This window comes from Pseudomonas sp. GW704-F2 (assembly GCF_059423025.1).
The window spans coordinates 200,035-224,563 of the sequence record NZ_JBWKXO010000002.1; the positions used below are offsets into that span (position 1 = coordinate 200,035).

Genomic DNA, 24,529 nt, shown 5'->3' on the forward strand with positions numbered 1-24,529 from the left:
CCCGCGAGCGGCCAATCGCGTCCAAGACGCACAATCTGACATTTTATCGTTGAACGCCGAGCAATCCGAATCCGTCACCTGGCTACGCTATAAAGATTCGACGACCTGTGTGCGGAACAGAGACATGACCAACGCTGCCACGACATACGCCTGGGAAGGCATCAACCGCCAGGGACGCAGGGTGTCCGGGCAAACCGTCAGCCACGACCTCGCGCGGGTCAAGGCACAACTGCGCCAGCAAGGGATTTGCCCTGGCCGCGTGCGCAAACAATCCGCCGGCCTGCCAAGCCTCGCTGCGCCGATCAAACCGGCGGACATTGCCCTGTTCACCCGCCAACTGGCGACACTGCTGAAGGCCGGCATTGCCTTGCTGCAAGCCTTCGACGTGATCAGCGAAGGCTTCGACAACCGCCACATGTACAGGCTGGTAAAAGGCCTGAAACAGGAGATCGGCGCCGGAAATACCCTGGCGTCGGCCCTGCGCAAACAGCCGCGCTACTTCGATGACCTGTACTGCAACCTGGTGGCGGCGGGTGAGCAGGCCGGTGCCCTGGAAACCCTTCTGGAACGGGTGGCGGATCACCTGGAAAAGAGCGAACGGCTCAAGGCCCGGATCAAGAAGGCCATGACCTACCCCATCGCGGTCATCGTGGTCGCCAGCCTTGTCAGCAGTCTCTTGCTGATCCATGTGGTGCCGCAATTCCAGAACCTGTTCGCCAGCGTGGACAGCGAGTTGCCTGGTTTTACTCTGTACGTGATTGCCTTGTCCGAGTTCCTGCAACAAGCCTGGTGGATGCTGGCGCTCAGCCTGGGCGCGGGAGGTCTGGGGTTGCGCCGGGCCTATCGCGTATCGCCGGGTTTTCGTCATTGGCTGGATGCCGGTTTGTTGAAAGCGCCCCTGGCGGGCACACTGCTGAAAAAGTCGGCGGTCGCCCGCTACGCACGCACGCTTTCAACTACGTTCGCGGCCGGAGTGCCGTTGGTGCAGGCCCTGGATTCAGTGGCGGCCGCTGCCAGCAACCAGCTATTCAAACAGGCTATCGAACATATGCGTCACGATGTATCCACAGGCATGCCGTTGAATCGGGCCATGGCTACCAGCGGTCTGTTCCCTGGCATGGCGATCCAGATGACGGCGATTGGTGAAGAATCCGGCACCCTGGAGCACATGCTGGAAAAAGTCGCGAGCCACTATGAGTCGGACGTCGACACGCTGGTCGACCAGCTCACCAGCCTGATGGAACCGCTGATCATGGTGGTGCTCGGCGGGATTGTCGGCGCTTTGGTAATCGCCCTGTACCTGCCGGTCTTCCAACTCGGTACGGCATTTTGAGCCTGCTGTTGAGCCAGCAGCCGTGGGCCTTTGTCGCCATGGCAATGGTGCTGGGCTTGATCGTGGGCAGTTTCCTCAACGTGCTGGTGTGGCGCCTGCCGAAAATGCTTGAACGGGAATGGCGCGCACAGGCCCAAGAAGTGCTCGGTTTGCCCGGCGACCCCGTCGGGCCGAGATACAACCTGATGCAGCCCAATTCCTGCTGCCCGCACTGCAATCAGCCGATTCGGCCGTGGGAAAACATCCCGCTGCTCAGCTACCTGATGCTCCGGGGCCGCTGTGCCCATTGCCGCGAAGCGATCAGTACGCGTTATCCCTTGACCGAACTGGCGTGCGGGTTGATCTCGGCCGTGGTGGCCTGGCATTTTGGCTTTGGCTGGCAAGCGGGCGCAGTGATGCTGTTGAGCTGGGGCTTGTTGGCGATGAGCCTGATCGACGTCGACCACCAACTGCTGCCCGACGTGCTGGTCCTGCCGCTGTTGTGGCTGGGGCTGATGCTTAACAGCGTCGAGCTGCTGGTGCCCCTGCCCGATGCACTGTGGGGTGCGGTGATCGGCTACATGAGCCTGTGGACGGTGTTCTGGCTGTTCAAGCTGGCCACCGGCAAGGACGGCATGGGCTACGGCGACTTCAAGTTGTTGGCGCTGCTCGGCGCCTGGGGTGGCTGGCAAATCCTGCCGATGACGCTGCTGATGTCATCGCTGGTGGGCGTGTGCGGCGGGCTGATCCTGCTGCGTCGGAGCAAGATCCAGGCGGCCACGCCGATGCCGTTTGGTCCCTATCTGGCAATTGCCGGCTGGATTGCCGTGCTCTGGGGTGGTCAAATAACCGACTTCTATTTGCAGTCTGTCGGTTTCAAATGACCACTCCTGTTGCAACACCCTGGATTCTTGGCCTTACGGGCGGCATCGGCAGCGGCAAGAGCGCCGCGGCCCAGCACTTCAGCGACCTCGGCGTAGACCTGGTAGACGCCGATCACGCCGCGCGCTGGGTGGTCGAACCCGGCCGGCCGGCGCTCGCCAGCATTGTCGAACATTTCGGTGCCGGCGTGCTGCAGCCCGACGGCCAGTTGGACCGCGCCGCATTGCGCAAGTTGATCTTTGAAGTGCCGCAAGAACGCCGCTGGCTGGAAGCCTTGCTGCACCCGTTGATTGGCGAAGAGATTCGCAACCACCTGGCGCGTGCGCGCTCGCCTTACGCGATCCTGGTGTCGCCGCTGCTGATCGAATCCGGCCAGCACAGCATGACCCAACGCATCCTGGTGATCGACGTGCCGCAATCCCTGCAGATTCAGCGTACCCTGCAGCGCGACGGCATCAGCGAACAACAGGTGCAGGCGATACTCAAGGCCCAGTCCAGCCGCGAAGAGCGCCTGAGCCATGCCGATGACGTGCTGGTCAATGACCGCGACCTCGCCTGGTTGCACAGCGAGGTCGAACGACTGCACCACTTTTACCTTACTTTGCGTGGAGGCCGATCATGAGCCAACCCTTGACCGTCGAATGCCCAACCTGCGGCGCACCCGTGGAATGGAAAGCGACCAACCTCAACCGGCCGTTCTGCTCGGACCGTTGCAAGCTCATCGACCTGGGTGCCTGGGCCGCTGAGGAACATAAGATCCCCGTGGCGCCGGACGCCGAAGACGAGCTGTTTTCCGAAGACCTGCCACCGCGCCATTAAGGCCGCATAAAGGCATATTCCTGCTGGTCGTCGAGGTTCTCTGCCAGGTATTGCAACTCGTCGGCCAGGTCTTCGAAACTGCGCACGCCCTTGCTCTGCTGCACCACCGCGCTGAGCATCGCGCGCAAGGTCAAGCCTGGATCAAAGCCGATTTCTTGTGCCGCGTCCTGGCTTCTGCGCAACTCCTGACGTGCCCATTCATACACACTCATGATCCGTGCTCCCATCTTGCTCAGGAAAAGTTTCGCAAAGCATGGGCCCGCCACGCTGGGCGCGATTTGATCTGAGTCAAGTCTGCGAATTGTCGTCTTTCCAGGGCGCCGAGAGGTAGCGCGTGCGGTTGAATGTCTCCAGCCATTCCGGGCAAAACACCACCAGGGCGCTGATGACCATGCCGTTGATGAAGGCCTCGGGGAAGATGATCAGCCACAGGTAACCGATAAAATCCTCCAGCCATTCCGGCATCGCGAAACGCCCGTCGAACCACAGCAACCCCAGCCCGGCCAACAGGCAGAGCAAGGCCGACAATGCAGCGGCGAAAAAGCCGGAACAGAAGATATAGACGAACGGGTTACGCGGTTGTGCCCGCTCGACAAGCACCGCGCAGGTTTCAGTGACCAGCACCGGCAGCACGATCAGCAGCAGGCCGTTGATGCCCACGGCGGCCAGGTCCTGGCGACCCAGCAACAGCAAGCCCAACTGCGCGGCGAAACCGCCGACGATTGCCAGCGGCCAGTCGAGCAGCAGGGTCACGGCCGTCATGCCGATAAAGTGGTAGGAGACCCCGGTATCGAAGTCCCGTCTCACCAACCACAACATGAATAACGCGAACACCGTACCGAACAGCAAATGCTGGCGCCGCCGGTCAGCGAACAGCTCGACCCACGGCGAACGCATGATCGCCCACAACAGCACCGGCGCGTACAACAGCCAGCCGATGCCGAGGGTTCCCGGCGCCAGCACCGCGGCACTGATCACGGTTTCACCTGCTCCAGGGCCTCGCGCAGTTCAGCCGCAGAGCCGTACTCGTGGCGCGCTGTCAGCTTGCCATTATCCAATTGCAGCCACAGCACCTTATCCACAGGCGCGGGATAACGCGGAGCGATGCGTGCGTCCCGGTCCAGCATGACCCGGTAGTTGTAGGACTGCATGGCCGGCACCGCGAACAGCTTGGCGACCAGCCGAGGCATGCGCTGGATATCCGCGACAAACACCCCATGCCGTGCTTCGAGATAGCCTTTGGGCTGGCCTTGCAGGGCGGCGTTCACTAGCTTGGCGGCATCCATGCTGCGGGCCACCAACAGGACCTGTGCCTGGTCATCCAGGGTGTAGGCCTGATCGAACTGATCCAGCAGAGTCCAGGGCGCCACGCGCTCACCCACTTCAACCGCCTGGGCCCACACGGGCAACAGGCTCAACAACAGCACGGCGAAAAACTTCACTGCACACCTCATGCTTGGGAAAAAACCGAGTCGACAGTCTACACCGGGCTTTCTCCCTGGGACCTCCTGCAGTCTGAACGAATGCGGAAAAACCACAGCGCGGGCAGCAGGAGAACACTGAGCCTCAGGATGCTCTCGCCGCCCCTGGTTGCGCCTCCGACGCATCGCCAACTAAGCAGTGAACGGCTTGATCCAATCCAAGCTTTCAACCGTGACGCCGGTCGGGCGGTATTCACAGCCGATCCATCCCTGATAACCGCGCTGTTCTAATGTGGTGAACAGCGCGCAGAAATCCATGCTCCCCGTGCCCGGCTGATGACGCCCCGGACAGTCGGCGATTTGCACATGCGCGGTTCGTTCGTAAAACCGCGCCAGGACATCCGCCGCGTCTCCAGTCAGGCGCTGAGCGTGGTACAGATCAAGAATCAGCCCGACACTCGGGAACGTCTCCAGAACGTGCTGCGCCTTGCTGAAGTCGGACATGTAATAGCCCGGCATTTCCTGCGCGCAGATGACTTCGATCAATGGCCGCAAACCCTGGTCTTCAAAATACTTGACGGTGTATTCCAGGTTGCTCTCGTAGATGAGCGCCGCGTCATCCCGAGTGGTAATGCCCGACATGATGTGGACGTCCGAACAGCCCAGCGCCTTTGCATAGTTGGCGGCCTGGAGCAAGCCACTGCGAAAATCGCCTTCCTTGCCATGCAAGGCCGCGATGCCTTTGGTCAGGCCCGCCGGAGCGGAAAATTGAATCAACGGCAAGTTGTGTTGAGCCAAATGATCTGCAAGCAGACTTGCGTCGAACTCATAAGGCGACGGGAACTCAACCGCACGAAAACCAGCGGCGGCGGCGGCTTCGATGCGTTGCAGGAATGGCAATTCATTGAATTGAAAGCCAAGGTGAGCGTTGAATTTCAGCATAAGGCAGGTATCCGTCCAGGAAAGGAGCTTTAAAAAGTTGTTCCACAAGTTCCTGCGTCTTCGGCGCAGATACTCGGCACTGCCGGGTATGGTATTTTCCCACCCCAGTTCGATGTGGCCCTGCCCCGACAGGCACGGACTGACGCCGACCATTCAAGAGAGAGCCTGTGATCAAGAAAGACCTTGCCTTGCAGCTGGCACCGAAGGTCATCGGCATGGTTCGCGCCCGCTCGATGCGGGCCGGCGAGCCATTGCGCGAGCAGACGTTCGCTCAAGCGCTGGGCGTTTCGCGCTCGCCTATCCGACGAGTGTTTGCCTTGCTTGCCGAGTGGGATCTTGCGACTCAAGAACCCAATCGCGGCTACTTTCTGAAGCAAGACGCTGGGGATATCCAGGAGTCCGCATTCCCTCTGGCCAGCGACCCTTTCGAAGACTTTTATCTTCGCGTAGTCGACGATATTTTGGCTGGTGAAATACCCGCCCAGTTTTTCGAAGCCCAACTGTTGCGGCGTTACGACGTGCCTCGAGGGCAATTGCTCAAGGTATTGAACCGACTGGCTGGCGAAGCCATGGTGGAGCGCAAACCGGGGCAAGGATGGGAGCTCAAAGACTTCGTGCATAGCACGACGGCTCACATCCAGAGCTACCGTTTCCGCATGGCTATCGAGCCGGCGGCCCTGCTCGAACCCGGCTATCAGGTCAACCAAACCGCATTTGCCCAAGCCAGGCAGCAACAACAGGCCCTGATCGACGGGGGCATCAACACGCTGTCCCGCGCCCAACTGTTCCAAATCGGCGCCCAGTTCCACGAAGTGATCGTGCAGTGCTCGGGGAATGTCTTTTTCATTGATGCTCTCCGTCAGCAGAACCAGCTCCGGCGCTTCATGAGCTACAAAGCGAACGTCGATCGCAGTCGCCTTGTGACGCAATGCCAGGAGCACATCCATTTGCTCAACCTCATCGAGTCCGGTCGCCGCGAAGAAGCCGCGCAGTTTCTCTGGAGGCACCTGGACGAAGTGGGCCGACTCAAAACTCATCAGGGCATCCTGCCAAAAAGTGATGGGATCTAGAGAGCACCGCTGGCATCGATGAACCGCGCGCGCTCTGAAATTCGCACATCAGCTTAGCATGATTGTTCCTTACGATAACAAAATACAAAACGGCGAACGATAGACTTTATTTTTTCGCGACGGCGTATGTTTTTAAGATCACATTTGGGCGCTAAGCTGCACGCATGGATGACTCAGATTATTTGCGCCTGCTCACCGTGGCAGCCGAACAAGCCAATGCGTTCCTGTCCAATGCCCGTAAATGGGAGCGTGAGCGTTGGGTCTGCCAGCGCCTGCTGCAAGGCTTGAACGTGCCGTACCGCGCCGAAGAGTTTCATGCCGCCGGGCAAGAACCGCCGGACGTGCTGTTTCGTGACGCCAGTTTCGAAGTGTTTTTCGTGCTGGACGAAGGACGCCGTCTGAACGATGAATGGCGCGACGAATTGCTGCGTCGACGCAGTGCGTTTTCCCTCAGCCAACTGGTCAGGCGCGAAGCCAAGCCGCGGCGGATTCCGGCCCATGAATTCCTGCTGCGCCTGGCGCCGACCCTGCGTAAAAAAGCGCACAACTACAAAGAACGCGGGATGGACCTGGGCGAGCTGGATATCGTCGCCTTCGCCAGCCTCAAGCGCGAGGTGCTGGACCTCAACAGTCATTTCCCGCCGCCCACCGAATACTTGCGCCAGGGCTGGCGCTCGCTGTCGCTGGTGGGGCCGACGTTTGCCCGGGTACTGTTCGCCCACCCGGACGCGCCGGATTTCTTGCGCAACAATCTGGGGCGCAGCATCGTGTTCGACGTGGGCATCAGCCTGTGACGCGAGCACAGGCTACGCTTATGGCGATACCGCCAACTCCCTGACCGTAACGTGGCACCCTTTTGCAACGTCTACCTGACGAGGCCTTATATGACCAGCCGCCTGAACCCCGACGACCAACAGCATGTCGAAGAGTACCTGCAACTCTCCCAGAACCGAGTCGAGCGCAAGCCTTTCCGGCCGTGGCTGCTCCTTGGTGTGGTGCTGGTGGTGGTGATCGGGCTCGGCCTGCTGAGCCGCCTTTTGAGTTACCTGACGCTATGAGCTGCCTGGCGCTCGCGGGGGTAACCGCTCCGATTTCTTTTAGCCTTGCGAGATATCCCCATGACCCATCGTATTATTATCGTCGGCGGCGGCGCCGGCGGCCTGGAGCTGGCTACCCGCCTGGGTAAGACTCTAGGCAAGCGCGGCACCGCCAGCATCACGCTGGTGGACACCAACCTGACCCATATCTGGAAACCGCTGCTGCACGAAGTGGCCGCCGGCTCGCTGAACTCTTCGGAAGACGAACTCAATTATGTCGCCCAGGCCAAATGGAACCACTTCGAGTTCCAGCTGGGGCGCATGAGCGGGCTCGACCGTGAACAGAAGAAAATCCAACTGGCCGCGACCCTCGACGAAGAAGGCCGCGAACTGGTGCCTGCGCGCGTACTGGGCTACGACAGCCTGGTGATCGCGGTCGGCAGTACCACCAACGACTTCGGCACCGAAGGCGCGGCGCAACACTGCCTGTTCCTCGACACGCGCAAACAGGCGGAGCGCTTCCATCAGCAGTTGCTCAACCACTACCTGCGCGCCCATGCCGGGCAAACCGACGTGGTGGAAAAGATCAGCGTGGCCATCGTCGGCGCTGGCGCCACCGGGGTTGAACTGGCGGCCGAACTGCATAACGCCGCCCATGAACTGGCAGCCTACGGGCTGGACCGGATCAAACCGGAAAACATGCACATCACCCTGATCGAAGCCGGCCCACGGGTCCTGCCTGCCCTGCCAGAGCGGATCGGTGGGCCGGTGCATAAAACCCTGGAGAAGCTCGGCGTGACGGTGCTGACCAACTCGGCGGTCAGCGAAGTGACGGCCGACGCGCTGATCACCAGCAGCGGCCAAGTGATTCCGGCCAGCCTGAAAGTGTGGGCCGCCGGCATCCGTGCGCCCGCCTTCCTCAAGGACATCGACGGCCTGGAAACCAACCGCATCAATCAACTGCAGGTGCTGCCGACACTGCAAACCACCCGCGATGAAAACATCTTCGCCTTCGGTGACTGCGCCGCCTGCCCACAACCCGGCACCGACCGCAACGTACCGCCACGCGCCCAGGCCGCGCACCAGCAGGCTTCATTGCTGGCCAAATCGTTGAAGCTGCGGATCGAAGGCAAGGACCTGCCATCGTACAAGTACACCGACTACGGCTCGCTGATCTCGCTGTCGCGCTTCTCGGCGGTGGGTAACCTGATGGGCAACCTCACAGGCAGTGTGATGTTGGAAGGCTGGTTGGCGCGGATGTTCTATGTGTCGCTGTACCGCATGCACCAGATGGCGCTGTATGGCGTCTTCCGCACGGCGATGCTGATGCTGGGCAGCCGGATTGGGCGCGGAACTGAGCCACGTCTCAAACTTCACTAAACACGCGATCAATGTGGGAGGGGGCTTGCTCCCTCCCACATTGGTGTTGTGGTGGATTTGGGATAATTTCAGGCAAAAAAAATCCCCGTATCTTTCGATACGAGGATTTTTAATATGGTCGGGGTAAGGGGATTCGAACTCCTGACATCCTGCTCCCAAAGCAGGCGCGCTACCGGACTGCGCTATACCCCGGTAAAACAAAGGCGACCTCTCAGCCGCCTTCTTCGATCAGGGCTTTTGACCTCTGATCTTAAGATCTGATTCCAGCGTTAACTGGTCTCAAAAATGGTGGGTCGTGTGGGATTCGAACCTACGACCAATTGGTTAAAAGCCAACTGCTCTACCAACTGAGCTAACGACCCAAAAAATGGTCGGGGTAAGGGGATTCGAACTCCTGACATCCTGCTCCCAAAGCAGGCGCGCTACCGGACTGCGCTATACCCCGGTTTTGAAATTGGCTCCGTGACCAGGACTCGAACCTGGGACCCAATGATTAACAGTCATTTGCTCTACCGACTGAGCTATCACGGAACTACACATTTCAAATGTACAACTTTTACTGCTGTGTAACCTTCTCTTCGATGCGTCCGTATCGCTACGTTCGCGTCTCTGAGGCGCGCTATTCTACAATCTTAAAAACCCCTGTCAACCCTTTAAATTGCTTTTAAGACAATGATTTGCGCTTCTTTCTGATTTCTTCTTGGGGAGAAGAAACCCGTGGGCTGACGTTGCTGCGGGGCGCACTTTACAAGCCTTTGCCTTACAGTTCAACGCCCTATCGAAAAAAAAGGCCTCGCAACGCGAGGCCTTCTCTTTATAGCCCGACCGACCGAACTCAGTGGAATACGATTTCGTCGTTTTCCACCGTGGCCTTGACGCTGGTGCCCGGCATAAAGCTGCCCGACAGAATCAACTGGGCCAGCGGGTTTTCGATCCAGCGCTGGATCGCACGCTTCAACGGCCGTGCGCCATACACCGGGTCGTAACCGACCGCGATCAGCTTGTCCAACGCCTCGGGGCTCAGCTCCAGCGCCAGCTCGCGCTCAGCCAGACGGCTGCGCAGGCGGCCCAACTGGATCTCGGTGATGCCCGCGATCTGATCCCGTGCCAAAGGCTCGAAGATCACCACTTCATCGACCCGGTTGATGAATTCCGGGCGGAAGTGCGTGGTCAGCGCATCCATCACAGCTGCGCGCTGGGCTTCACGATCGCCCACCAGTTCCTGGATCTGCACCGACCCCAGGTTGGAGGTCATCACGATCACCGTGTTGCGGAAATCCACAGTACGCCCGTGGCTGTCCGTCAGCCGGCCATCTTCCAGCACCTGCAGCAAGATGTTGAACACGTCCGGGTGGGCCTTCTCGACCTCATCCAGCAGGATCACCGAGTAAGGCTTGCGCCGTACCGCTTCGGTCAGGTAACCGCCTTCCTCGTAGCCTACGTAGCCCGGTGGCGCCCCGATCAGGCGAGCCACGGAATGTTTCTCCATGAACTCGGACATATCGATCCGCACCATGGCTTCTTCGGTGTCGAAGAGGAACTCGGCCAAGGCCTTGCACAACTCGGTCTTACCCACACCGGTCGGGCCGAGGAACATGAACGAACCACTTGGACGATTCGGGTCGGACAACCCGGCACGGGAACGCCGTACCGCGTTGGACACCGCCACCACCGCCTCTTCCTGGCCGATGACGCGCTGGTGCAACAGGCTTTCCATCTTCATCAGCTTGTCGCGCTCGCCTTCGAGCATTTTCGACACGGGGATACCGGTCCACTTCGAGACAACTTCGGCAATTTCTTCCTCGGTCACCTTACTGCGCAGCAATTGGTTCTCGCTGTGACCATGCTGGTCGACCATCTGCAGGCTGCGTTCCAGGTCCGGGATCACCCCGTACTGCAACTCGGCCATGCGGTTCAGGTCGCCCTTACGGCGTGCGGTTTCCAGCTCCTGGCGCGACTGCTCGATCTTTTGCTGGATCTGTGCCGAACCCTGTACTTCAGCTTTTTCCGCGTTCCAGATTTCCTCGAGGTCCGAGTACTCGCGTTCCAAGCGGAGGATTTCTTCCTGGAGTTTTTCCAGGCGTTTTTTCGCCGCTTCGTCCTCTTCTTTTTTCAGTGCCTGGGATTCGACTTTCAGTTGAATCAGGCGCCGATCAAGACGGTCGAGCACTTCCGGCTTGGAGTCGATCTCCATGCGGATACGGCTGGCCGCTTCGTCGATCAGGTCGATGGCCTTGTCGGGCAACTGCCGGTCGGTGATATAGCGATGGCTCAACTTCGCCGCCGCAATGATCGCGCCGTCAGTGATCGCTACCTTGTGGTGGACCTCATAGCGTTCTTTCAGGCCCCGCAGGATCGCGATGGTGTCTTCTTCGCTCGGTTCTTCCACCAGCACTTTCTGGAAACGCCGCTCAAGGGCCGCATCCTTCTCGATGTACTGGCGGTATTCGTTGAGCGTGGTGGCACCCACGCAGTGCAACTCGCCCCGCGCCAAGGCAGGCTTGAGCATGTTGCCGGCGTCCATCGAGCCTTCGCCTTTACCGGCGCCGACCATGGTGTGCAGCTCGTCGATAAACAGAATGATCTGCCCTTCCTGCTTCGACAGCTCGTTAAGCAGGGATTTGAGACGTTCTTCGAACTCGCCGCGGAATTTCGCGCCGGCGATCAGCGACCCCATGTCCAGGGACAGCAGGCGCTTGCCCTTGAGGCCGTCCGGCACTTCACCGTTGATGATGCGCTGGGCCAGGCCCTCGGCAATCGCGGTTTTACCCACGCCAGGCTCACCGATCAGCACCGGGTTGTTCTTAGTACGGCGCTGCAAGACCTGGATGGTGCGACGAATCTCGTCGTCACGGCCGATCACCGGGTCAAGCTTGCCTTCTTCGGCGCGCTTGGTCAGGTCGACAGTGTATTTATCCAGGGCCTGACGCGACTCCTCGTGGTTGGGGTCGTTCACCGCTTCGCCGCCACGCAGGTTGTTGATGGCGTTTTCCAGGGCTTTTTTGCTGACGCCCTGGCCCAGCAACAATTTGCCGAGCTTGCTGTTTTCGTCCATGGCGGCGAGCAGCACCAGCTCGCTGGAGATGAACTGGTCGCCCTTCTGCTGAGCCAGGCGGTCCGCTTGATTGAGCAGGCGCGCCAGGTCCTGGGACATATTCACGTCGCCCGTAGGATTCTGGATTTTCGGCAGTTGGTCGAGCTCTTTGCTCAACTCCTTGCGCAGGCTGTTGACGTCGAAGCCCACCTGCATCAGCAAGGGCTTGATAGAACCACCTTGCTGTTCCAGGAGCGCCTGCATCAAGTGCGCAGGCTCAATGGCCGGGTGGTCGAGGCCGACCGCCAGGGATTGGGAGTCCGATAAGGCCAATTGCAGTTTGCTGGTTAAACGATCAATACGCATTAGTCACCTTCCTTTTGAGCAGGCCGGAGCTACAAACACATCCTGAATGAAGAAACCTGCCAGATAGCCCTATAGATGTGGTCGATTCTGGGAGATTCAAGCGTCGGACAGTTGACGTAGATCAGAAGAGTCTAGCGCTCCAGCCAAATAAGGGAGGCGAACCGACCCGTGCGTGGACTGCGGCGGAAAGAAAAGAAGCGCGGATCGTTCACGGTGCAGAACCCGCCACCGTAAACGGCAGTGATACCGCGGGCAGCCAGGCGCAAACGGGCCAGCTGGTAGATGTCGGCCATGAACTTGCCGGGGTTGCGACTGGGCACAAAGGCCTGGGCGGTGCCCGGCAGTTGCTGCACGAACGCTTCCCGCACTTCCGGGCCGACTTCGAAGGCTTGCGGGCCAATGGCCGGGCCCAGCCAGACCAATATGTCGGCAGGCTCGGCTTGCAGGCTTTCGGCGGTGGCCTCCAGCACGCCCGCGGCCAAGCCACGCCAACCCGCGTGAGCGGCGGCGACGCGTGTGCCGGCGCGGTTGCAGAACAACGCAGGCAGGCAATCGGCGGTCATGGAGGTGCAGGCGATGCCCGGCGTGCTGGTCCAACTGCCGTCGGCTTCGGCAATGCGCTCGGGGTCGGCCTCGACCACGTTCACGCCGTGGACCTGGCGGAGCCAGGCCGGCCGGACATGAAAGACTTCGGTGAGGCGACGGCGATTTTCAAGCACAGCCTCGGGGCTGTCCTCGACGTGATCGCCCAGGTTGAGGCTGTCGAACGGCGCCAGGCTGACGCCGCCCGCACGGGTGGTGACGCAGGCCTTGACCTGAGCCGGCGCGGGCCAGTCAGGAATCAGCCAGTCACTCATCCGATAAATGCCTCGCGATCCTGCCTGAGCAGCGACAGCAACCAGACCAGATCGTCCGGCAGAGGCGATTCCCAGCTCATCCGCTTACCGCTCGTCGGATGATCCAGCTCCAGGAACCGCGCATGCAGCGCCTGACGCGGGAAGGACTTCAGCGATTCAACCATGGTGGCACTGGCCGCCGGCGGAATACGGAAGCGACCGCCGTAGGCCGGATCTCCGACCAACGGGAAGTTGATGTGCGCCATGTGTACGCGAATCTGGTGGGTACGGCCGGTTTCCAGCTTGACCCGCACATGGGTGTGGGACCGGAAACGCTCCAGCACACGGTAGTGGCTGACGGCCTGCTTACCGCCTTCCATCACCGCCATACGCTGGCGCTGCTGGCCGTGACGACCGATAGGCGCATTGATCTTGCCACCCGCCACCACGACGCCGATCACGATGCACTCGTAGATCCGGCTGACGCTGCGGCTCTGCAACTGTGTAACCAGCTGCGTCTGGGCCTGAATGGTCTTGGCCACCACCATCAAGCCGGTCGTGTCCTTGTCCAGGCGGTGTACGATGCCGCAGCGCGGGACATTGATGATGTCCGGCACATGGTGCAACAGAGCATTGAGCAAGGTGCCATCAGCGTGCCCGGCCGCCGGGTGAACCACCAGGCCTGCGGGTTTATTGATGACCAGGATGTCGTCGTCTTCATAGACGATGTCCAGCTCGATGTCCTGGGCGATCCATTCTCCCTGGGCTTCCTGCTCGGCAGTCAGCTCAAGAATCGCACCGCCATGGACTATGTCTCGCGGGCGGATAACCGCTCCATCCACAGTCAGGCGGCCGTCTTTGATCCAGGCGGAAAGGCGCGAGCGCGAGTGCTCAGCGAATAATTGTGCGGCGACTTGATCGAGGCGTTGGCCGCCCAATTCGGACGGCACCTCTGCGCGAAGTTCAATTTTATCGGACATGCTCAGACTAGGCGTGGCACAGCCTTTGGTTTCGGCTGCGCGCTTGTGGTTAAATACGGCGTCTTTTGCCCCGATGCTTTCAACGGGGCGCTCATCATAACAGGACGGCCCCGCCCAAGACAGCGGCCGTCATAGGGACGCAAGCCGCCATGCAAGTGAAACACCTGCTGCTGATCGCCATCCTCGCCATGACTGCTGCTTGCTCGTCAACAAAGGAAGTCGTCGACGAAAACCTGAGCGAAGTCGAGCTGTATCAACAAGCTCAAAAAGACTTGGACAATAATAGCTACACCAGTGCCACAGCCAAGCTGAAGGCCCTGGAGTCGCGCTATCCGTTCGGGCGCTACGCCGACCAGGCCCAGCTCGAGCTGATCTACGCCAACTACAAGAACGCCGAGCCGGAAGCCGCCAAGTCCGCCGCCGAGCGTTTTATCCGCCTGCACCCGCAGCACCCGAACGTCGACTATGCCTACTACCTCAAGGGCCTGACCTCGTTCGACCAGGACGTTGGCCTGCTGGCGCGCTTCCTGCCGCTGGACATGACCAAGCGTGACCCGGGCGCTGCCCGCGACTCCTACAACGAGTTCGCCCAGCTGACCAGCCGCTATCCCAACAGCCGCTACGCGCCGGACGCCAAGCAGCGCATGATCTACCTGCGCAACCTGCTGGCCTCCTACGAAATCCACGTGGCCCACTACTACCTGACCCGTCAGGCTTACGTGGCAGCCGCCAACCGTGGTCGCTATGTCGTGGAAAACTTCCAGGAAACCCCTTCCGTGGGTGACGGCCTGGCGGTGATGACCGAGGCCTACCAGCGCCTGCACCTGGACGCCCTGGCGGCCACCAGCCTGGAAACCCTGAAGCTCAACTACCCGGATCACCCAAGCCTGAAAGACGGCCAGTTCGTGCCTCAGGTTGCCGAAGCGGACAACCGTTCGTGGCTGAGCAAGTACACCCTGGGCCTGATCGAGTCGCGTCCACCGCTGCCGCCGGGTGAAACCCGCGCCAACCAGGACGTGATGAAACAGTTCCAGGACGCCAAGGAAGCCATCCCTGCGGACCTCAAGCCCCATGATGAAAATGGCGATGTGATCGAAGAACAAGCGCCGCAAGCCCTGGGCAACAACCAGGACCGCTCGTGGTTCAGCTACATGACCTTCGGTGTGTTCGACTGATCATCCGACGCAACGTAAAAAGGGAGCCCTCGAGGCTCCCTTTTTTATGCGCAAGCATTATTGCGCTGTGCGCCTGCCACGTCCTTGGCTAAACTGGCGCATTCCTTGTCGAGAAACTGCCCATCATGGTTCGTCTACTGTTCTGGATTGCCGTCATTGCTGCCGCGGTATGGTTCTGGCGCAAATTCAAAAACCCGGCCGTCAAACAACAACGTTCCGGCGAACCCGACGCAACGCCAATGGTGCGCTGCGCTCACTGCGGCGTGCATCTGCCGCAGGACCGAGCACTGAGCTCACGACAAGAATGGTATTGCACCCAGGCGCATCTGGAGCAAGGGCCGAAAGCTATCCAACGTTGATCCGACCTGCGGGGGCGTAGGGCGCCGGGTCGATGATCGGCGTGTGCCCCAGCAACAAATCGGCGAATAACTGGCACGACGCCGGCGCCAGCACGAGGCCGTTGCGGTAATGCCCGCAATTGAGCCACAGCCCGTTGAAACCGGGGACCGGACCGATGTAGGGAATACCTTCCGGCGAGCCTGGCCGCAGGCCCGCCCAATGGCCCACCACCTCGGCATCCGCCAGGGCGGGAATCAACTCCACGGCCGAAGCCTTCAGGCTCTCCAGCGCCGATCCGGTCGGCGTCTTGTCGAACCCTTCATGTTCCAGGGTACTGCCAATCAGAATGTGCCCGTCACGCCGCGGGATCGCATAACGCCCGTTGGCCAGGACCATGCTCGACAGAAAGTCCGAGGCGCATTTGTACAGAATCATCTGGCCTTTGACCGGCTCAACCGGCAGCGACAGGCCCAGCTTGTCCAGCAACTGCCCACTCCAGGCCCCCGCCGCAAGCACGACCTGATCACCGAGCACCGGCCCGGCAGGCGTATTAACGCCGACGACGTTGTCGCCGTCCAACACAAACCCGTCAACTTCGCACTGTTCATGAATCGTCACGCCTGGCAGCGCCAGCAGCGCCGCCTTGAGGGATTTGATCAGGCGCGGGTTGCGCACATTCGCCACATTCGCCATGTAGATCGCCTGGGAGTAACCACCGCCCAGCACCGGAACCGCATCATGGGCGACCGACACATCCACCTTGCTCAATGGTCGTCCTTCACGGGCGGCCCAGGCCAATGCGTCGGCTTCATCCTCCAGATCCAGCCAGTAGAGCCCGGTGGTGTGGACCTCCGGATCAACGCCGGTATCGGCAAACAAGCGCTCGGCCAGTTGTGGATAAAAGTCCTGGGACCAATGAGCCAAAGCCGTGACTGCCGGGCTGTAGCGCCACGGGTACAGTGGCGAGACAATGCCGCCACCTGCCCACGAGGACTCCTGCCCGAGCCCCGAGCGTTCCAGCAGTACGACTGCCAGGCCCTGGGTCGCCAGGTTGAACGCCGTCAACAAGCCGATTACTCCGCCACCGACCACCACCACTCGCTGTTGCTTAGCCATCATTTGATCCAGCCGATAAAAAGGGAAAAGCGCACTCGGCGCCCACTCATGGAGTACACCCATCACTGCCCCCAGCATGTCTTGCGTGACATGCCTGGGGCCGCTCCGGGGTTGGTCCGCGCACCGCTACTGGTCAGGCTGAATGCCCCGCAAGCGTCGCCTGCCATGACAGAGTCGACGCCTGGTGTGGCCAGCAGGCTGAAATCCTGAGGGTTCAGCGCAGCCGTGATTCTATAGCGATCATTGCCGACGCTGACGCCGCTTGCATCAATAAAACTGCCATTGCTCGTGTAATACCGCTCCAGAGACTGAGCTTGCTCGGTCAACAGCACGACAATTTCCGCGCGATAGGCCTTGTTCACATGGCCGACATACGCCGGATAAACGACACCGGCCAGCACCGCGACGATCGCCACGGCAGTCAGTAACTCAATCAATGTAAAACCCTGGCTATCCATGCCCATTGCGCCGCTCCTCAGTAAAGTTGTCGCCACATCACTCGCTGAAACCGCGAGCGCCCCCCCTCGTCCACCCGCGCATACATGGCCTCCAGCACCGTGCGCGATTGGCCACGGAGCCCCACCGCCGTAACCCGATAGAGCATTGCCGGCATCTGCGCAGGCAAATGAGCCAGCCCCACGACAGGCCCGAGCGCTTGAACCGCGTAAAGACCGCCGTCCATGGCGGCCCAGTTCACCCTCGAAACGGGATCGGTTCCGGGAGCTATCACCGAAGACGACTCGCGCGGCGGCGCACAGGTGATGATCGCCGCGCACACAGGCCACGCGGCGCCTGCCCGCCGCACGGCCGCCTCCCCCAGCCTCAGGCCACTTTCGGCACTTTGCAGCGACTGGTTGCGATGCCAGACACTGCCAACGACCTTCTGCTGGGACACCGCACCCTGCATCGAAGACAACGCGATCAGCGATAACAGCAACAGGAACACCAGGCTGATCAGCAGCACCATGCCCGCCTGCCGTCGTTCAACAACACGAAACCCTGCCATGGTCGCCCTACCCCAGCCGGTTGCGCAGCGCTGCAACCACGCTCCAGGTTTGCGCCTTCACCAACCCGTCCGGGTCTTGCAGCGTCAAACGGATGCGTACACTGCGTATCAGCGAATTGTCAGCCGGGCCGGGGTCATAACCCACCACCGGCGTCGAGTCAGGCTTGGCTGCCACGCCGAAACTGATCTCGAACGCCTGCACGTTGTCCACCAGCACCGCCCTGGCCGGGGCTGACGGGGTACTGACTTTCAGCTGGCCAGCCTCGAAGGTGTAGGTGAGCTGGCGTATCGCAAAGCGTATCTGCCCCGGCACGGCGGGTGGTGGCGTGCCGGCATAAGCGTGGGCAGAGCCGGAGCAGTCGGACAATACGGTCCAATCCGGCTTGCCGCCGTCCTCGCCGACCTCAGCGCTGACCAGCGTCAGCGACCTTGCGTCACCCGTGGCACTCCAGCTGATTGGTCGATCGAAAGCCAACGGCGCACCTTCGATCGATGCCGTAGCCAGGCAACCGAACATGCCCGCCAGGCGAATGTCCTGAATCAGCTTGCCGAGCGCAAACCGCGCATCATCCTGCAGCAGCATGGCGGCCTGCTGGCTGGCATCGGTGGTTCGAGCGCTGATGGCGATTTGGCTGAACCCAAGGCTCAGCACCAACCCGAGCGTCAACGCCAGCAGCAGCTCCAACACACTGAAACCCCGCACCCGCCGATTCATTGCGACACCTGCGATTCATCGGCGATGCGGCTGGTGAGTGTGAGCGTTTCCCTCGCCCCGGCTTTTTTTGCCCCCCTGGCATCATCCCAACTGATGCTCACGGTCACCTCATCGGCACGAACGAGCACCGAGCCACTGCCGCTGTCGCCGGCGAAACCGATGATATTGGCCTCGAAATCGTGCAGGTCGAGGTCGCGCACGCTGCCCGTCGACGTGAACAGTGGCGCGCGCTCGGTTCGCACCCACGAATAGTCGGCGCCAGCATTGGCGCGAATGCGGTCCAGCATGTCGTAGGCGATGAAGCTGGCCTGGCTGGTCATCCGCGTACTGTCGGTGTACTTGAGCGCATTGAGCTGGACCACCGCAGCGCCCAGCAGGCCGATCACCAGAATCAGCACCGCCACCACCACCTCGATCAGGGTCATGCCGGTTTGGTGGCGGGAAGTCACCGGTCGAAACAAAGCAGTCGAGCAAGCAAGCATTACCGTCGTCATCCCTGTCAAAGGCCGGAAAAAGCAGGAAAAACCTGCTGTGCGGCCCAAGACTAGCGGCGGTTTTCGGCCTGTGCCGCTCCCGGAACAAAGGGAAATACTTTGGACATAAAGGCCAGCATTCAACGCCACGACCGGAGCGCTATACCTAGGCATGCCACCTGAATATGCATCGCGTCCACGGAGGGACCGCACATGACACAACGAGGCTTCACCCTGATCGAACTACTGCTCGGGCTGATCCTGAGCGGCATCCTCGCGCAGCTGGCGGTCCCCAGTTTCAAGGGGTTGCTGGAGTCCCAGCAGCGACACAGTGCGGCCCAGTCTCTGGTTGGCGGCCTGCGCTATGCGCGCAGCGAAGCCATCGCACGCAACCGGGCGGTAGTCATTCATGCCTTGGACGACGATTGGAGCCGGGGCTGGCGGGTGATCGTGGACCTGAACGGGCGCGGCCATCTGGACGACGATAATCCCGTATTGCTGGAGCATCAGGACAATGGGCGCGTACCGATCGTGGGCAATGGCCCGGTCAGGAGCCAGGTACGCTTCAGCGGGTTGGGCGAGCCGGTCTTTGCCGGCGGGGGCTTTCGTGCCGGCACCGTGCATGTATGCGCCACGGATCAGGCACAAAGCCTGTTTCAAGTGGTGCTGGCTCCCAGCGGACGCATCAGCCTGCGCCGGGATAAAACCGAGCAGGCATTATGCCGGGGCTCGCTCAACACCCTGGGACTCAGAGCAGCGAACGCACCCGCAGCTCCTTGGGCATGGAGAAAGTGATGTTCTCCTCACGACCGGCCAACTCATCGGCACCGGTAGCGCCCCAGGCCTGCAACTGCTGGATCACACCGCGCACCAGCACTTCCGGTGCCGAGGCGCCCGCAGTGATGCCGATGCGCTCGACGCCGTCGAACCAGCTGCGCTGCATGTCCTCGGCGCCGTCGATCAGGTACGCCGGCGTGGCCATGCGTTCAGCCAGTTCACGCAGGCGGTTGGAGTTGGAGCTGTTAGGGCTGCCGACAACCAGCACCACATCACATTCATCGGCCAGTTGCTTGACTGCGTCCTGGCGGTTTTGCGTGGCGTAGCAGATGTCGTCCTTGCGTGGGCCGCCAATTGCCGGGAAGCGTGTGCGCAGGGCATCGATCACTCGGCTGGTGTCGTCCATCGACAACGTGGTCTGGGTGACGAAGGCCAAACGCTCAGGGTTGCGTACCTGCAGGTTGGCAACGTCTTTTTCGTCTTCCACCAGGTAGATTGCGCCACCGTTGCTGCCATCGTACTGGCCCATGGTGCCTTCGACTTCCGGGTGGCCGGCGTGGCCGATCAGGATGCATTCACGGCCATCGCGGCTGTAGCGCGCGACTTCGATATGCACCTTGGTAACCAATGGGCAGGTGGCATCGAACACTTTCAGGCCGCGGCCTGCCGCTTCGGTCCGCACCGCCTGGGATACGCCGTGGGCGCTGAAGATAACGATAACGTCGTCCGGCACCTGGTCGAGTTCTTCGACAAAGATGGCGCCGCGAGCGCGCAAGTCTTCGACCACGAATTTGTTGTGGACGACTTCATGGCGCACATAAATCGGCGGCCCGAAGACTTCCAGGGCACGGTTGACGATTTCGATCGCGCGGTCCACGCCGGCGCAGAAGCCACGGGGGTTGGCGAGTTTGATTTGCATGCTGTGCCTCGTGTCTTTGTGGGAGCTGGCTTGCCTGCGATGCGGTCGACTCGGTGTATCAGGTACACCGAGGTGATGCCATCGCAGGCAAGCCAGCTCCCACACAAGCCAGCGCCCGCAGGAGCCGGTTCTGTCAGTTAGAGCGCTTTAACGTCGAAGATTTCTACGTCAAACGTCAAGGTTTTACCGGCCAACGGATGGTTGAAGTCGATGGTCACTTGCGCGTCATCGAAGGCTTTGACCACACCCGGCAGCTCGGTGTTCGCTGCATCGTTGAAGATCACCAGCAGGCCTTCCGACAGCTCCATGTCCTGGAACTGCGAACGCGGGATGATCTGTACGTTTTGCGGGTTGGGCTGGCCAAAGGCGTTTTCCGGCAGGATCTGCAGGGTGCGCTTGTCGCCGGCCTTGAAGCCGAACAAGGCCGCTTCAAAACCCGGCAGCAGGTTGCCATCGCCCACCTTGAAGGTCGCAGGGGATTTGTCGAACGTGCTGTCGACCGTGTCGCCATTCTCCAGGCGCAATGCGAAATGCAAGGTGACTTCCGTGTTCTGGCCGATGCGTTGTTCAGCCAATACCTGATCAGTCATGAACGGTCTCTCCGGTTTTCTTACTTTTGAACATATCGAGTGCCAGCATGATTGCACCGACGGTGATGGCGCTGTCGGCAAAATTGAACGCGGGGAAGTACCAGCGGTTCTGCCAATGCACCAGAATGAAGTCGATCACATGGCCCAGGGCGATGCGGTCGTACAGGTTGCCCAGCGCGCCACCCAGCACCAGTGCCAAGGCGATGGCCAGCCAGGTGTCATCGCGCCCCAGGCGCTTGAGCCAGACCACCAGCACCGCACTGACCACCACGGCGATCAGGGCGAACAACCAGCGTTGCCAGCCGCCGCCATCGGCCAGGAAGCTGAACGCCGCGCCGGTGTTATAGGCCAGCGTCCAGCTGAAGTAATCCGGGATCACCACGATCTGCTGGAACATCTCCAGGGAGCCCTCGAAGTGAGCCTTGCTGACCTGGTCGATGACCAGGACCAGCACGCTCAATACGAGCCAGCCAAGACGTCCGAAACGACTGGCGTTAGGCATAGTGACGAACCTCGCCGGCACCGCTGATGTTGTCGACGCAACGACCGCAGATTTCCGGATGCTCAGGGTTCACGCCGACATCTTCACGGCAGTGCCAGCAACGGGCGCACTTGGGGAAGGCCGACTTGACGACTTTGAGCTTCAGGCCAGGCACTTCGGTGGCCACGGCGTCCGCCGGGGCCTGGGCGAATGGCGCCAGGCTCGCAGTGGAGGTGATCAGCACGAAGCGCAGTTCGTTGCTCAGCTTGGCCAGGTCGGCGCTCAGGCCTTCCTCGGCAAACAGAGTGACTTCGGCTTGCAGGTTGCCACCGACGGCCTTGGCCGCGCGCTGCACTTCCAGCTCCTTGTTCACGGCCACTTTCACCGCCATCACGCCGTCCCAGTACTCGCGGCCCAGTTCGAAGTCGGCCGGCAGTTCGGTCAGGCCTTCGTACCAAGTGTTGAGCATCACCGATTCGTTGCGCTCGCCCGGCAGGTATTCCCACAGTTCGTCGGCGGTGAAGGCCAGGATCGGTGCGATCCAGCGCACCAGCGCTTCGGAGATGTGGTACAGCGCGGTCTGCGCCGAGCGGCGCGCCTTGCTGTTGACGCCGGTGGTGTACTGGCGGTCCTTGATGATGTCGAGGTAGAAACCGCCCAGCTCCTGCACGCAGAAGTTGTGGATCTTCGAGTAGACGTTCCAGAAGCGGTATTCGCCGTAGTGCTCTTGCAACTCGCGCTGCAGCAACAGGGTACGGTCCACGGCCCAACGGTCCAGGGCGAGCATGTCCTCGGCCGGCAGGATGTCGGTGGCCGGGTTGAAACCGGTCAGGTTCGACAGCATGAAGCGTGCGGTATTGCGGATACGGCGGTAGGCATCGGCGCTACGCTGCAGGATCTGCTCCGACACGGCCATCTCGCCCGAATAATCGGTCGAGGCCACCCACAGACGCATGATATCGGCGCCCAGGGTGTCGTTGACCTTTTGCGGCGCGATCACGTTGCCCAGGGACTTGGACATCTTGCGGCCGTTTTCGTCGACGGTGAAACCGTGGGTCAGCAGTTCGCGGTACGGTGCGTGGTCGTCGATGGCGCAACCTGTCAAAAGCGACGAGTGGAACCAGCCGCGGTGCTGGTCCGAACCTTCCAGGTACAGGTCGGCGCGCGGGCCGGCCGCATGCCCCATCGGGTGCGAACCGCGCAGCACGTGCCAATGGGTGGTGCCGGAGTCGAACCACACGTCGAGGGTGTCGCTGATCTTGTCGTACAGCGGCGCTTCGTCGCCCAGCAGCTCGACGGCGTCCAGCTTGAACCAGGCTTCGATGCCTTCCAGCTCAACGCGCTGGGCCACGACTTCCATCAGTTCGACGGTACGCGGGTGCAGCTCGCCGCTTTCCTTGTTGAGGAAGAACGGGATCGGCACGCCCCAGTTGCGCTGGCGGGAGATGCACCAGTCCGGACGGTTGGCGATCATCGAGTGCAGGCGCGCCTGACCCCAGGCCGGGACGAACTTGGTGTCTTCGATGGCTTTGATCGCGCGGTTGCGCAAGGTGTCGCCGCTGGCCGGTTCTTTATCCATGCCGATGAACCACTGCGCAGTGGCGCGGTAGATCAGCGGGGTCTTGTGGCGCCAGCAGTGCATGTAGCTGTGCTTGATGGTCTCGGTGTGCAGCAGCGCGCCGACTTCCGACAGCTTGTCGATGATCGGCTGGTTGGCCTTGAAGATGAACTGGCCACCGAAGAATTCCAGGGACGGCGCATAAACACCGTTGCTCTGCACCGGGTTCAAGATGTCGTCGTTGACCATGCCGTAGGCCTTGCAGGTCACGAAGTCGTCTACGCCGTAAGCAGGCGCGGAATGAACGATGCCGGTGCCGGCGCCCAGTTCAACGTAGTCAGCCAGGTACACCGGCGACAGGCGGTCGTAGAACGGGTGACGGAAGTTGATCAGTTCCAGCGCGGAACCGGTGGTGGTGGCGATCACCGAACCTTCCAGCGCGTAACGCGCCAGGCAGGCTTCGACCATCTCTTCGGCCAGCACCAGCAGGCGATCACCGACATCCACCAGGGCGTAGGTGAATTCCGGGTGGACGTTCAGCGCCTGGTTGGCGGGGATGGTCCATGGGGTGGTGGTCCAGATCACGATGGCGGCTGGCTTGGCCAGGCTTGCCAGGCCAAAGGCCGCGGCCAGCTTGGCGTCGTCGGCGATCGGGAAGGCCACGTCGATGGTCGAGGACTTCTTGTCTTCGTACTCGACTTCCGCCTCAGCCAGGGCCGAACCGCAGTCGAAGCACCAGTTCACGGGCTTGAGGCCCTTGAACACGAAACCGCCCTTGACGATTTCGGCCAAGGCGCGGATTTCACCGGCTTCGTTCTTGAAGTCCATGGTTTTGTACGGGTTGGCCCAGTCGCCCAGGACACCCAGGCGGATGAACTCGGACTTCTGCCCTTCGATCTGCTCGGTGGCGTAGGCACGGCACAGTTCGCGGGTTTTATCGGCGCCCAGGTTCTTGCCGTGGGTCACTTCGACTTTGTGTTCGATCGGCAGGCCGTGGCAATCCCAACCCGGGACATACGGCGCGTCGAATCCCGACAGGGTCTTCGAGCGGACGATCATGTCCTTGAGAATCTTGTTCAGCGCATGACCGATGTGAATCGTGCCGTTGGCATAAGGAGGGCCGTCGTGCAGGACGAATTTCGGACGATCCTTGCCAATTTCGCGCAACTTTCCGTACAGGCCAATACTGTCCCAGCGCTGCAGGATCTGCGGTTCGCGCTGTGGCAGGCCGGCCTTCATTGGGAAGGCGGTGTCCGGAAGGTTTAGCGTGGCTTTATAGTCGGTCATTTAAGGCTCTTCGG

General features: G+C 61.0%; 27 protein-coding genes and 4 tRNA genes. 11 read left to right on the top strand and 20 right to left on the bottom strand.

Annotated features, from left to right (window positions below; all coding sequences use genetic code 11):
* Positions 1–124 precede the first annotated feature (124 nt).
* The 4 genes from AC07W0_RS02695 to yacG are packed head-to-tail and all read left to right on the top strand — an operon-like array spanning position 125 to position 3,013.
* Positions 125–1,333, top strand: a complete 1,209-nt coding sequence (locus tag AC07W0_RS02695; protein ID WP_102617156.1) for a type II secretion system F family protein — start codon at positions 125–127, stop codon at positions 1,331–1,333.
* Positions 1,330–2,196 carry a prepilin peptidase gene (locus tag AC07W0_RS02700; protein WP_102617157.1) on the top strand — a complete coding sequence of 289 codons (867 nt, stop codon included), beginning with the start codon at positions 1,330–1,332 and terminating at the stop codon, positions 2,194–2,196. Before AC07W0_RS02695 ends, AC07W0_RS02700 begins: the two co-directional genes overlap by 4 nt.
* On the top strand, positions 2,193–2,816 hold the full coding sequence (gene coaE, locus AC07W0_RS02705) for a dephospho-CoA kinase (RefSeq protein WP_046384731.1): 624 nt from the start codon (positions 2,193–2,195) through the stop codon (positions 2,814–2,816). Before AC07W0_RS02700 ends, coaE begins: the two co-directional genes overlap by 4 nt.
* The gene (gene yacG, locus AC07W0_RS02710) at positions 2,813–3,013 is read left to right on the top strand and encodes a DNA gyrase inhibitor YacG (protein WP_017845472.1); all 201 of its coding nucleotides are present in this window, start codon (positions 2,813–2,815) and stop codon (positions 3,011–3,013) included. Before coaE ends, yacG begins: the two co-directional genes overlap by 4 nt.
* Here yacG and AC07W0_RS02715 read toward each other — a convergent pair.
* The 4 genes from AC07W0_RS02715 to AC07W0_RS02730 all read right to left on the bottom strand — a co-directional run bounded on the left by AC07W0_RS02715 (position 3,010) and on the right by AC07W0_RS02730 (position 5,376).
* Positions 3,010–3,225, bottom strand: coding sequence for a hypothetical protein (locus AC07W0_RS02715; protein WP_003171680.1), 216 nt, complete (start codon positions 3,223–3,225; stop codon positions 3,010–3,012). The genes yacG and AC07W0_RS02715 overlap by 4 nt on opposite strands.
* Before the next feature lie 76 nt (positions 3,226–3,301).
* Positions 3,302–3,991 carry an energy-coupling factor ABC transporter permease gene (locus AC07W0_RS02720; RefSeq protein ID WP_102617158.1) on the bottom strand — a complete coding sequence of 230 codons (690 nt, stop codon included), beginning with the start codon at positions 3,989–3,991 and terminating at the stop codon, positions 3,302–3,304.
* Positions 3,988–4,455, bottom strand: a complete 468-nt coding sequence (locus tag AC07W0_RS02725) for a hypothetical protein (RefSeq protein WP_017845474.1) — start codon at positions 4,453–4,455, stop codon at positions 3,988–3,990. Before AC07W0_RS02725 ends, AC07W0_RS02720 begins: the two co-directional genes overlap by 4 nt.
* Positions 4,456–4,626: 171 nt before the next feature.
* Complete coding sequence (locus tag AC07W0_RS02730; protein WP_102617159.1) at positions 4,627–5,376, bottom strand: hydroxypyruvate isomerase family protein; 750 nt, start codon at positions 5,374–5,376, stop codon at positions 4,627–4,629.
* Between the two features lie 167 nt (positions 5,377–5,543).
* On the opposite strand from AC07W0_RS02730, the gene AC07W0_RS02735 reads away from it, so the two are divergent.
* From AC07W0_RS02735 to AC07W0_RS02750, 4 genes are all read left to right on the top strand, one after another.
* Entirely contained in the window at positions 5,544–6,446 is a 903-nt protein-coding gene (locus AC07W0_RS02735; protein WP_102617160.1) for a GntR family transcriptional regulator, read from the top strand.
* 164 nt (positions 6,447–6,610) lie between these two features.
* Positions 6,611–7,240: a DUF1780 domain-containing protein gene (locus AC07W0_RS02740; protein ID WP_017845475.1), complete on the top strand. Its 630-nt coding sequence runs from the start codon at positions 6,611–6,613 to the stop codon at positions 7,238–7,240.
* A gap of 90 nt (positions 7,241–7,330) precedes the next feature.
* Complete coding sequence (locus AC07W0_RS02745) at positions 7,331–7,504, top strand: DUF3094 family protein (RefSeq protein WP_016976295.1); 174 nt, start codon at positions 7,331–7,333, stop codon at positions 7,502–7,504.
* Between the two features lie 60 nt (positions 7,505–7,564).
* Entirely contained in the window at positions 7,565–8,863 is a 1,299-nt protein-coding gene (locus tag AC07W0_RS02750) for an NAD(P)/FAD-dependent oxidoreductase (RefSeq protein WP_017845476.1), read from the top strand.
* A gap of 115 nt (positions 8,864–8,978) precedes the next feature.
* Here the strand turns inward: AC07W0_RS02750 and AC07W0_RS02755 are convergent.
* The 7 genes from AC07W0_RS02755 to rluD all read right to left on the bottom strand — a co-directional run bounded on the left by AC07W0_RS02755 (position 8,979) and on the right by rluD (position 14,079).
* Positions 8,979–9,055, bottom strand: a tRNA-Pro gene (locus AC07W0_RS02755).
* 94 nt (positions 9,056–9,149) lie between these two features.
* Positions 9,150–9,225, bottom strand: a tRNA-Lys gene (locus tag AC07W0_RS02760).
* Between the two features lie 6 nt (positions 9,226–9,231).
* A tRNA-Pro gene (locus AC07W0_RS02765) sits at positions 9,232–9,308 on the bottom strand.
* A 10-nt stretch (positions 9,309–9,318) separates the two neighbouring features.
* Positions 9,319–9,394 (bottom strand) — tRNA-Asn (locus tag AC07W0_RS02770).
* A 304-nt stretch (positions 9,395–9,698) separates the two neighbouring features.
* A complete protein-coding gene (clpB, locus tag AC07W0_RS02775) occupies positions 9,699–12,263 on the bottom strand; it encodes an ATP-dependent chaperone ClpB (RefSeq protein ID WP_017845477.1) in 2,565 nt (854 codons plus the stop codon).
* 131 nt (positions 12,264–12,394) lie between these two features.
* Positions 12,395–13,120: a peptidoglycan editing factor PgeF gene (gene pgeF / locus AC07W0_RS02780; RefSeq protein WP_017845478.1), complete on the bottom strand. Its 726-nt coding sequence runs from the start codon at positions 13,118–13,120 to the stop codon at positions 12,395–12,397.
* On the bottom strand, positions 13,117–14,079 hold the full coding sequence (gene rluD / locus AC07W0_RS02785; protein ID WP_046488081.1) for a 23S rRNA pseudouridine(1911/1915/1917) synthase RluD: 963 nt from the start codon (positions 14,077–14,079) through the stop codon (positions 13,117–13,119). The genes pgeF and rluD overlap by 4 nt, the downstream gene beginning before the upstream one ends.
* Positions 14,080–14,228: 149 nt before the next feature.
* Between rluD and AC07W0_RS02790 the strand changes: the two genes are divergently transcribed.
* Together AC07W0_RS02790 and AC07W0_RS02795 are read left to right on the top strand one after the other, a co-directional pair.
* Positions 14,229–15,254 (top strand): outer membrane protein assembly factor BamD, encoded by a 1,026-nt coding sequence (locus AC07W0_RS02790; RefSeq protein ID WP_017845480.1) that lies wholly within the window; start codon positions 14,229–14,231, stop codon positions 15,252–15,254.
* A 125-nt stretch (positions 15,255–15,379) separates the two neighbouring features.
* On the top strand, positions 15,380–15,613 hold the full coding sequence (locus AC07W0_RS02795; RefSeq protein WP_026139830.1) for a PP0621 family protein: 234 nt from the start codon (positions 15,380–15,382) through the stop codon (positions 15,611–15,613).
* On the opposite strand, the gene thiO is transcribed toward AC07W0_RS02795, so the two are convergent.
* The 5 genes from thiO to pilV all read right to left on the bottom strand — a co-directional run bounded on the left by thiO (position 15,600) and on the right by pilV (position 18,912).
* Complete coding sequence (gene thiO, locus AC07W0_RS02800; protein ID WP_017845481.1) at positions 15,600–16,709, bottom strand: glycine oxidase ThiO; 1,110 nt, start codon at positions 16,707–16,709, stop codon at positions 15,600–15,602. The genes AC07W0_RS02795 and thiO overlap by 14 nt on opposite strands.
* A gap of 62 nt (positions 16,710–16,771) precedes the next feature.
* Entirely contained in the window at positions 16,772–17,173 is a 402-nt protein-coding gene (locus AC07W0_RS02805) for a type IV pilin protein (protein WP_017845482.1), read from the bottom strand.
* An 11-nt stretch (positions 17,174–17,184) separates the two neighbouring features.
* Positions 17,185–17,676 carry a pilus assembly PilX family protein gene (locus AC07W0_RS02810; RefSeq protein WP_232925416.1) on the bottom strand — a complete coding sequence of 164 codons (492 nt, stop codon included), beginning with the start codon at positions 17,674–17,676 and terminating at the stop codon, positions 17,185–17,187.
* Positions 17,677–17,722: 46 nt separating this feature from the next.
* A complete protein-coding gene (locus tag AC07W0_RS02815) occupies positions 17,723–18,430 on the bottom strand; it encodes a PilW family protein (RefSeq protein WP_017845484.1) in 708 nt (235 codons plus the stop codon).
* On the bottom strand, positions 18,427–18,912 hold the full coding sequence (gene pilV, locus AC07W0_RS02820) for a type IV pilus modification protein PilV (RefSeq protein ID WP_032804232.1): 486 nt from the start codon (positions 18,910–18,912) through the stop codon (positions 18,427–18,429). Before pilV ends, AC07W0_RS02815 begins: the two co-directional genes overlap by 4 nt.
* Before the next feature lie 204 nt (positions 18,913–19,116).
* On the opposite strand from pilV, the gene AC07W0_RS02825 reads away from it, so the two are divergent.
* Positions 19,117–19,698 (top strand): GspH/FimT family pseudopilin, encoded by a 582-nt coding sequence (locus AC07W0_RS02825; RefSeq protein ID WP_046384738.1) that lies wholly within the window; start codon positions 19,117–19,119, stop codon positions 19,696–19,698.
* On the opposite strand, the gene ispH is transcribed toward AC07W0_RS02825, so the two are convergent.
* The 4 genes from ispH to ileS form a co-directional block, all read right to left on the bottom strand.
* Positions 19,652–20,599, bottom strand: coding sequence for a 4-hydroxy-3-methylbut-2-enyl diphosphate reductase (ispH, locus tag AC07W0_RS02830; RefSeq protein ID WP_017845487.1), 948 nt, complete (start codon positions 20,597–20,599; stop codon positions 19,652–19,654). The genes AC07W0_RS02825 and ispH overlap by 47 nt on opposite strands.
* Positions 20,600–20,736: 137 nt before the next feature.
* The gene (gene fkpB, locus AC07W0_RS02835; protein WP_169850802.1) at positions 20,737–21,174 is read right to left on the bottom strand and encodes an FKBP-type peptidyl-prolyl cis-trans isomerase; all 438 of its coding nucleotides are present in this window, start codon (positions 21,172–21,174) and stop codon (positions 20,737–20,739) included.
* A 7-nt stretch (positions 21,175–21,181) separates the two neighbouring features.
* Positions 21,182–21,691, bottom strand: coding sequence for a signal peptidase II (gene lspA, locus AC07W0_RS02840; RefSeq protein ID WP_017845489.1), 510 nt, complete (start codon positions 21,689–21,691; stop codon positions 21,182–21,184).
* Positions 21,684–24,515 (bottom strand): isoleucine--tRNA ligase, encoded by a 2,832-nt coding sequence (gene ileS / locus AC07W0_RS02845; RefSeq protein WP_102617161.1) that lies wholly within the window; start codon positions 24,513–24,515, stop codon positions 21,684–21,686. Before ileS ends, lspA begins: the two co-directional genes overlap by 8 nt.
* Between the last annotated feature and the right edge of the window lie 14 nt (positions 24,516–24,529).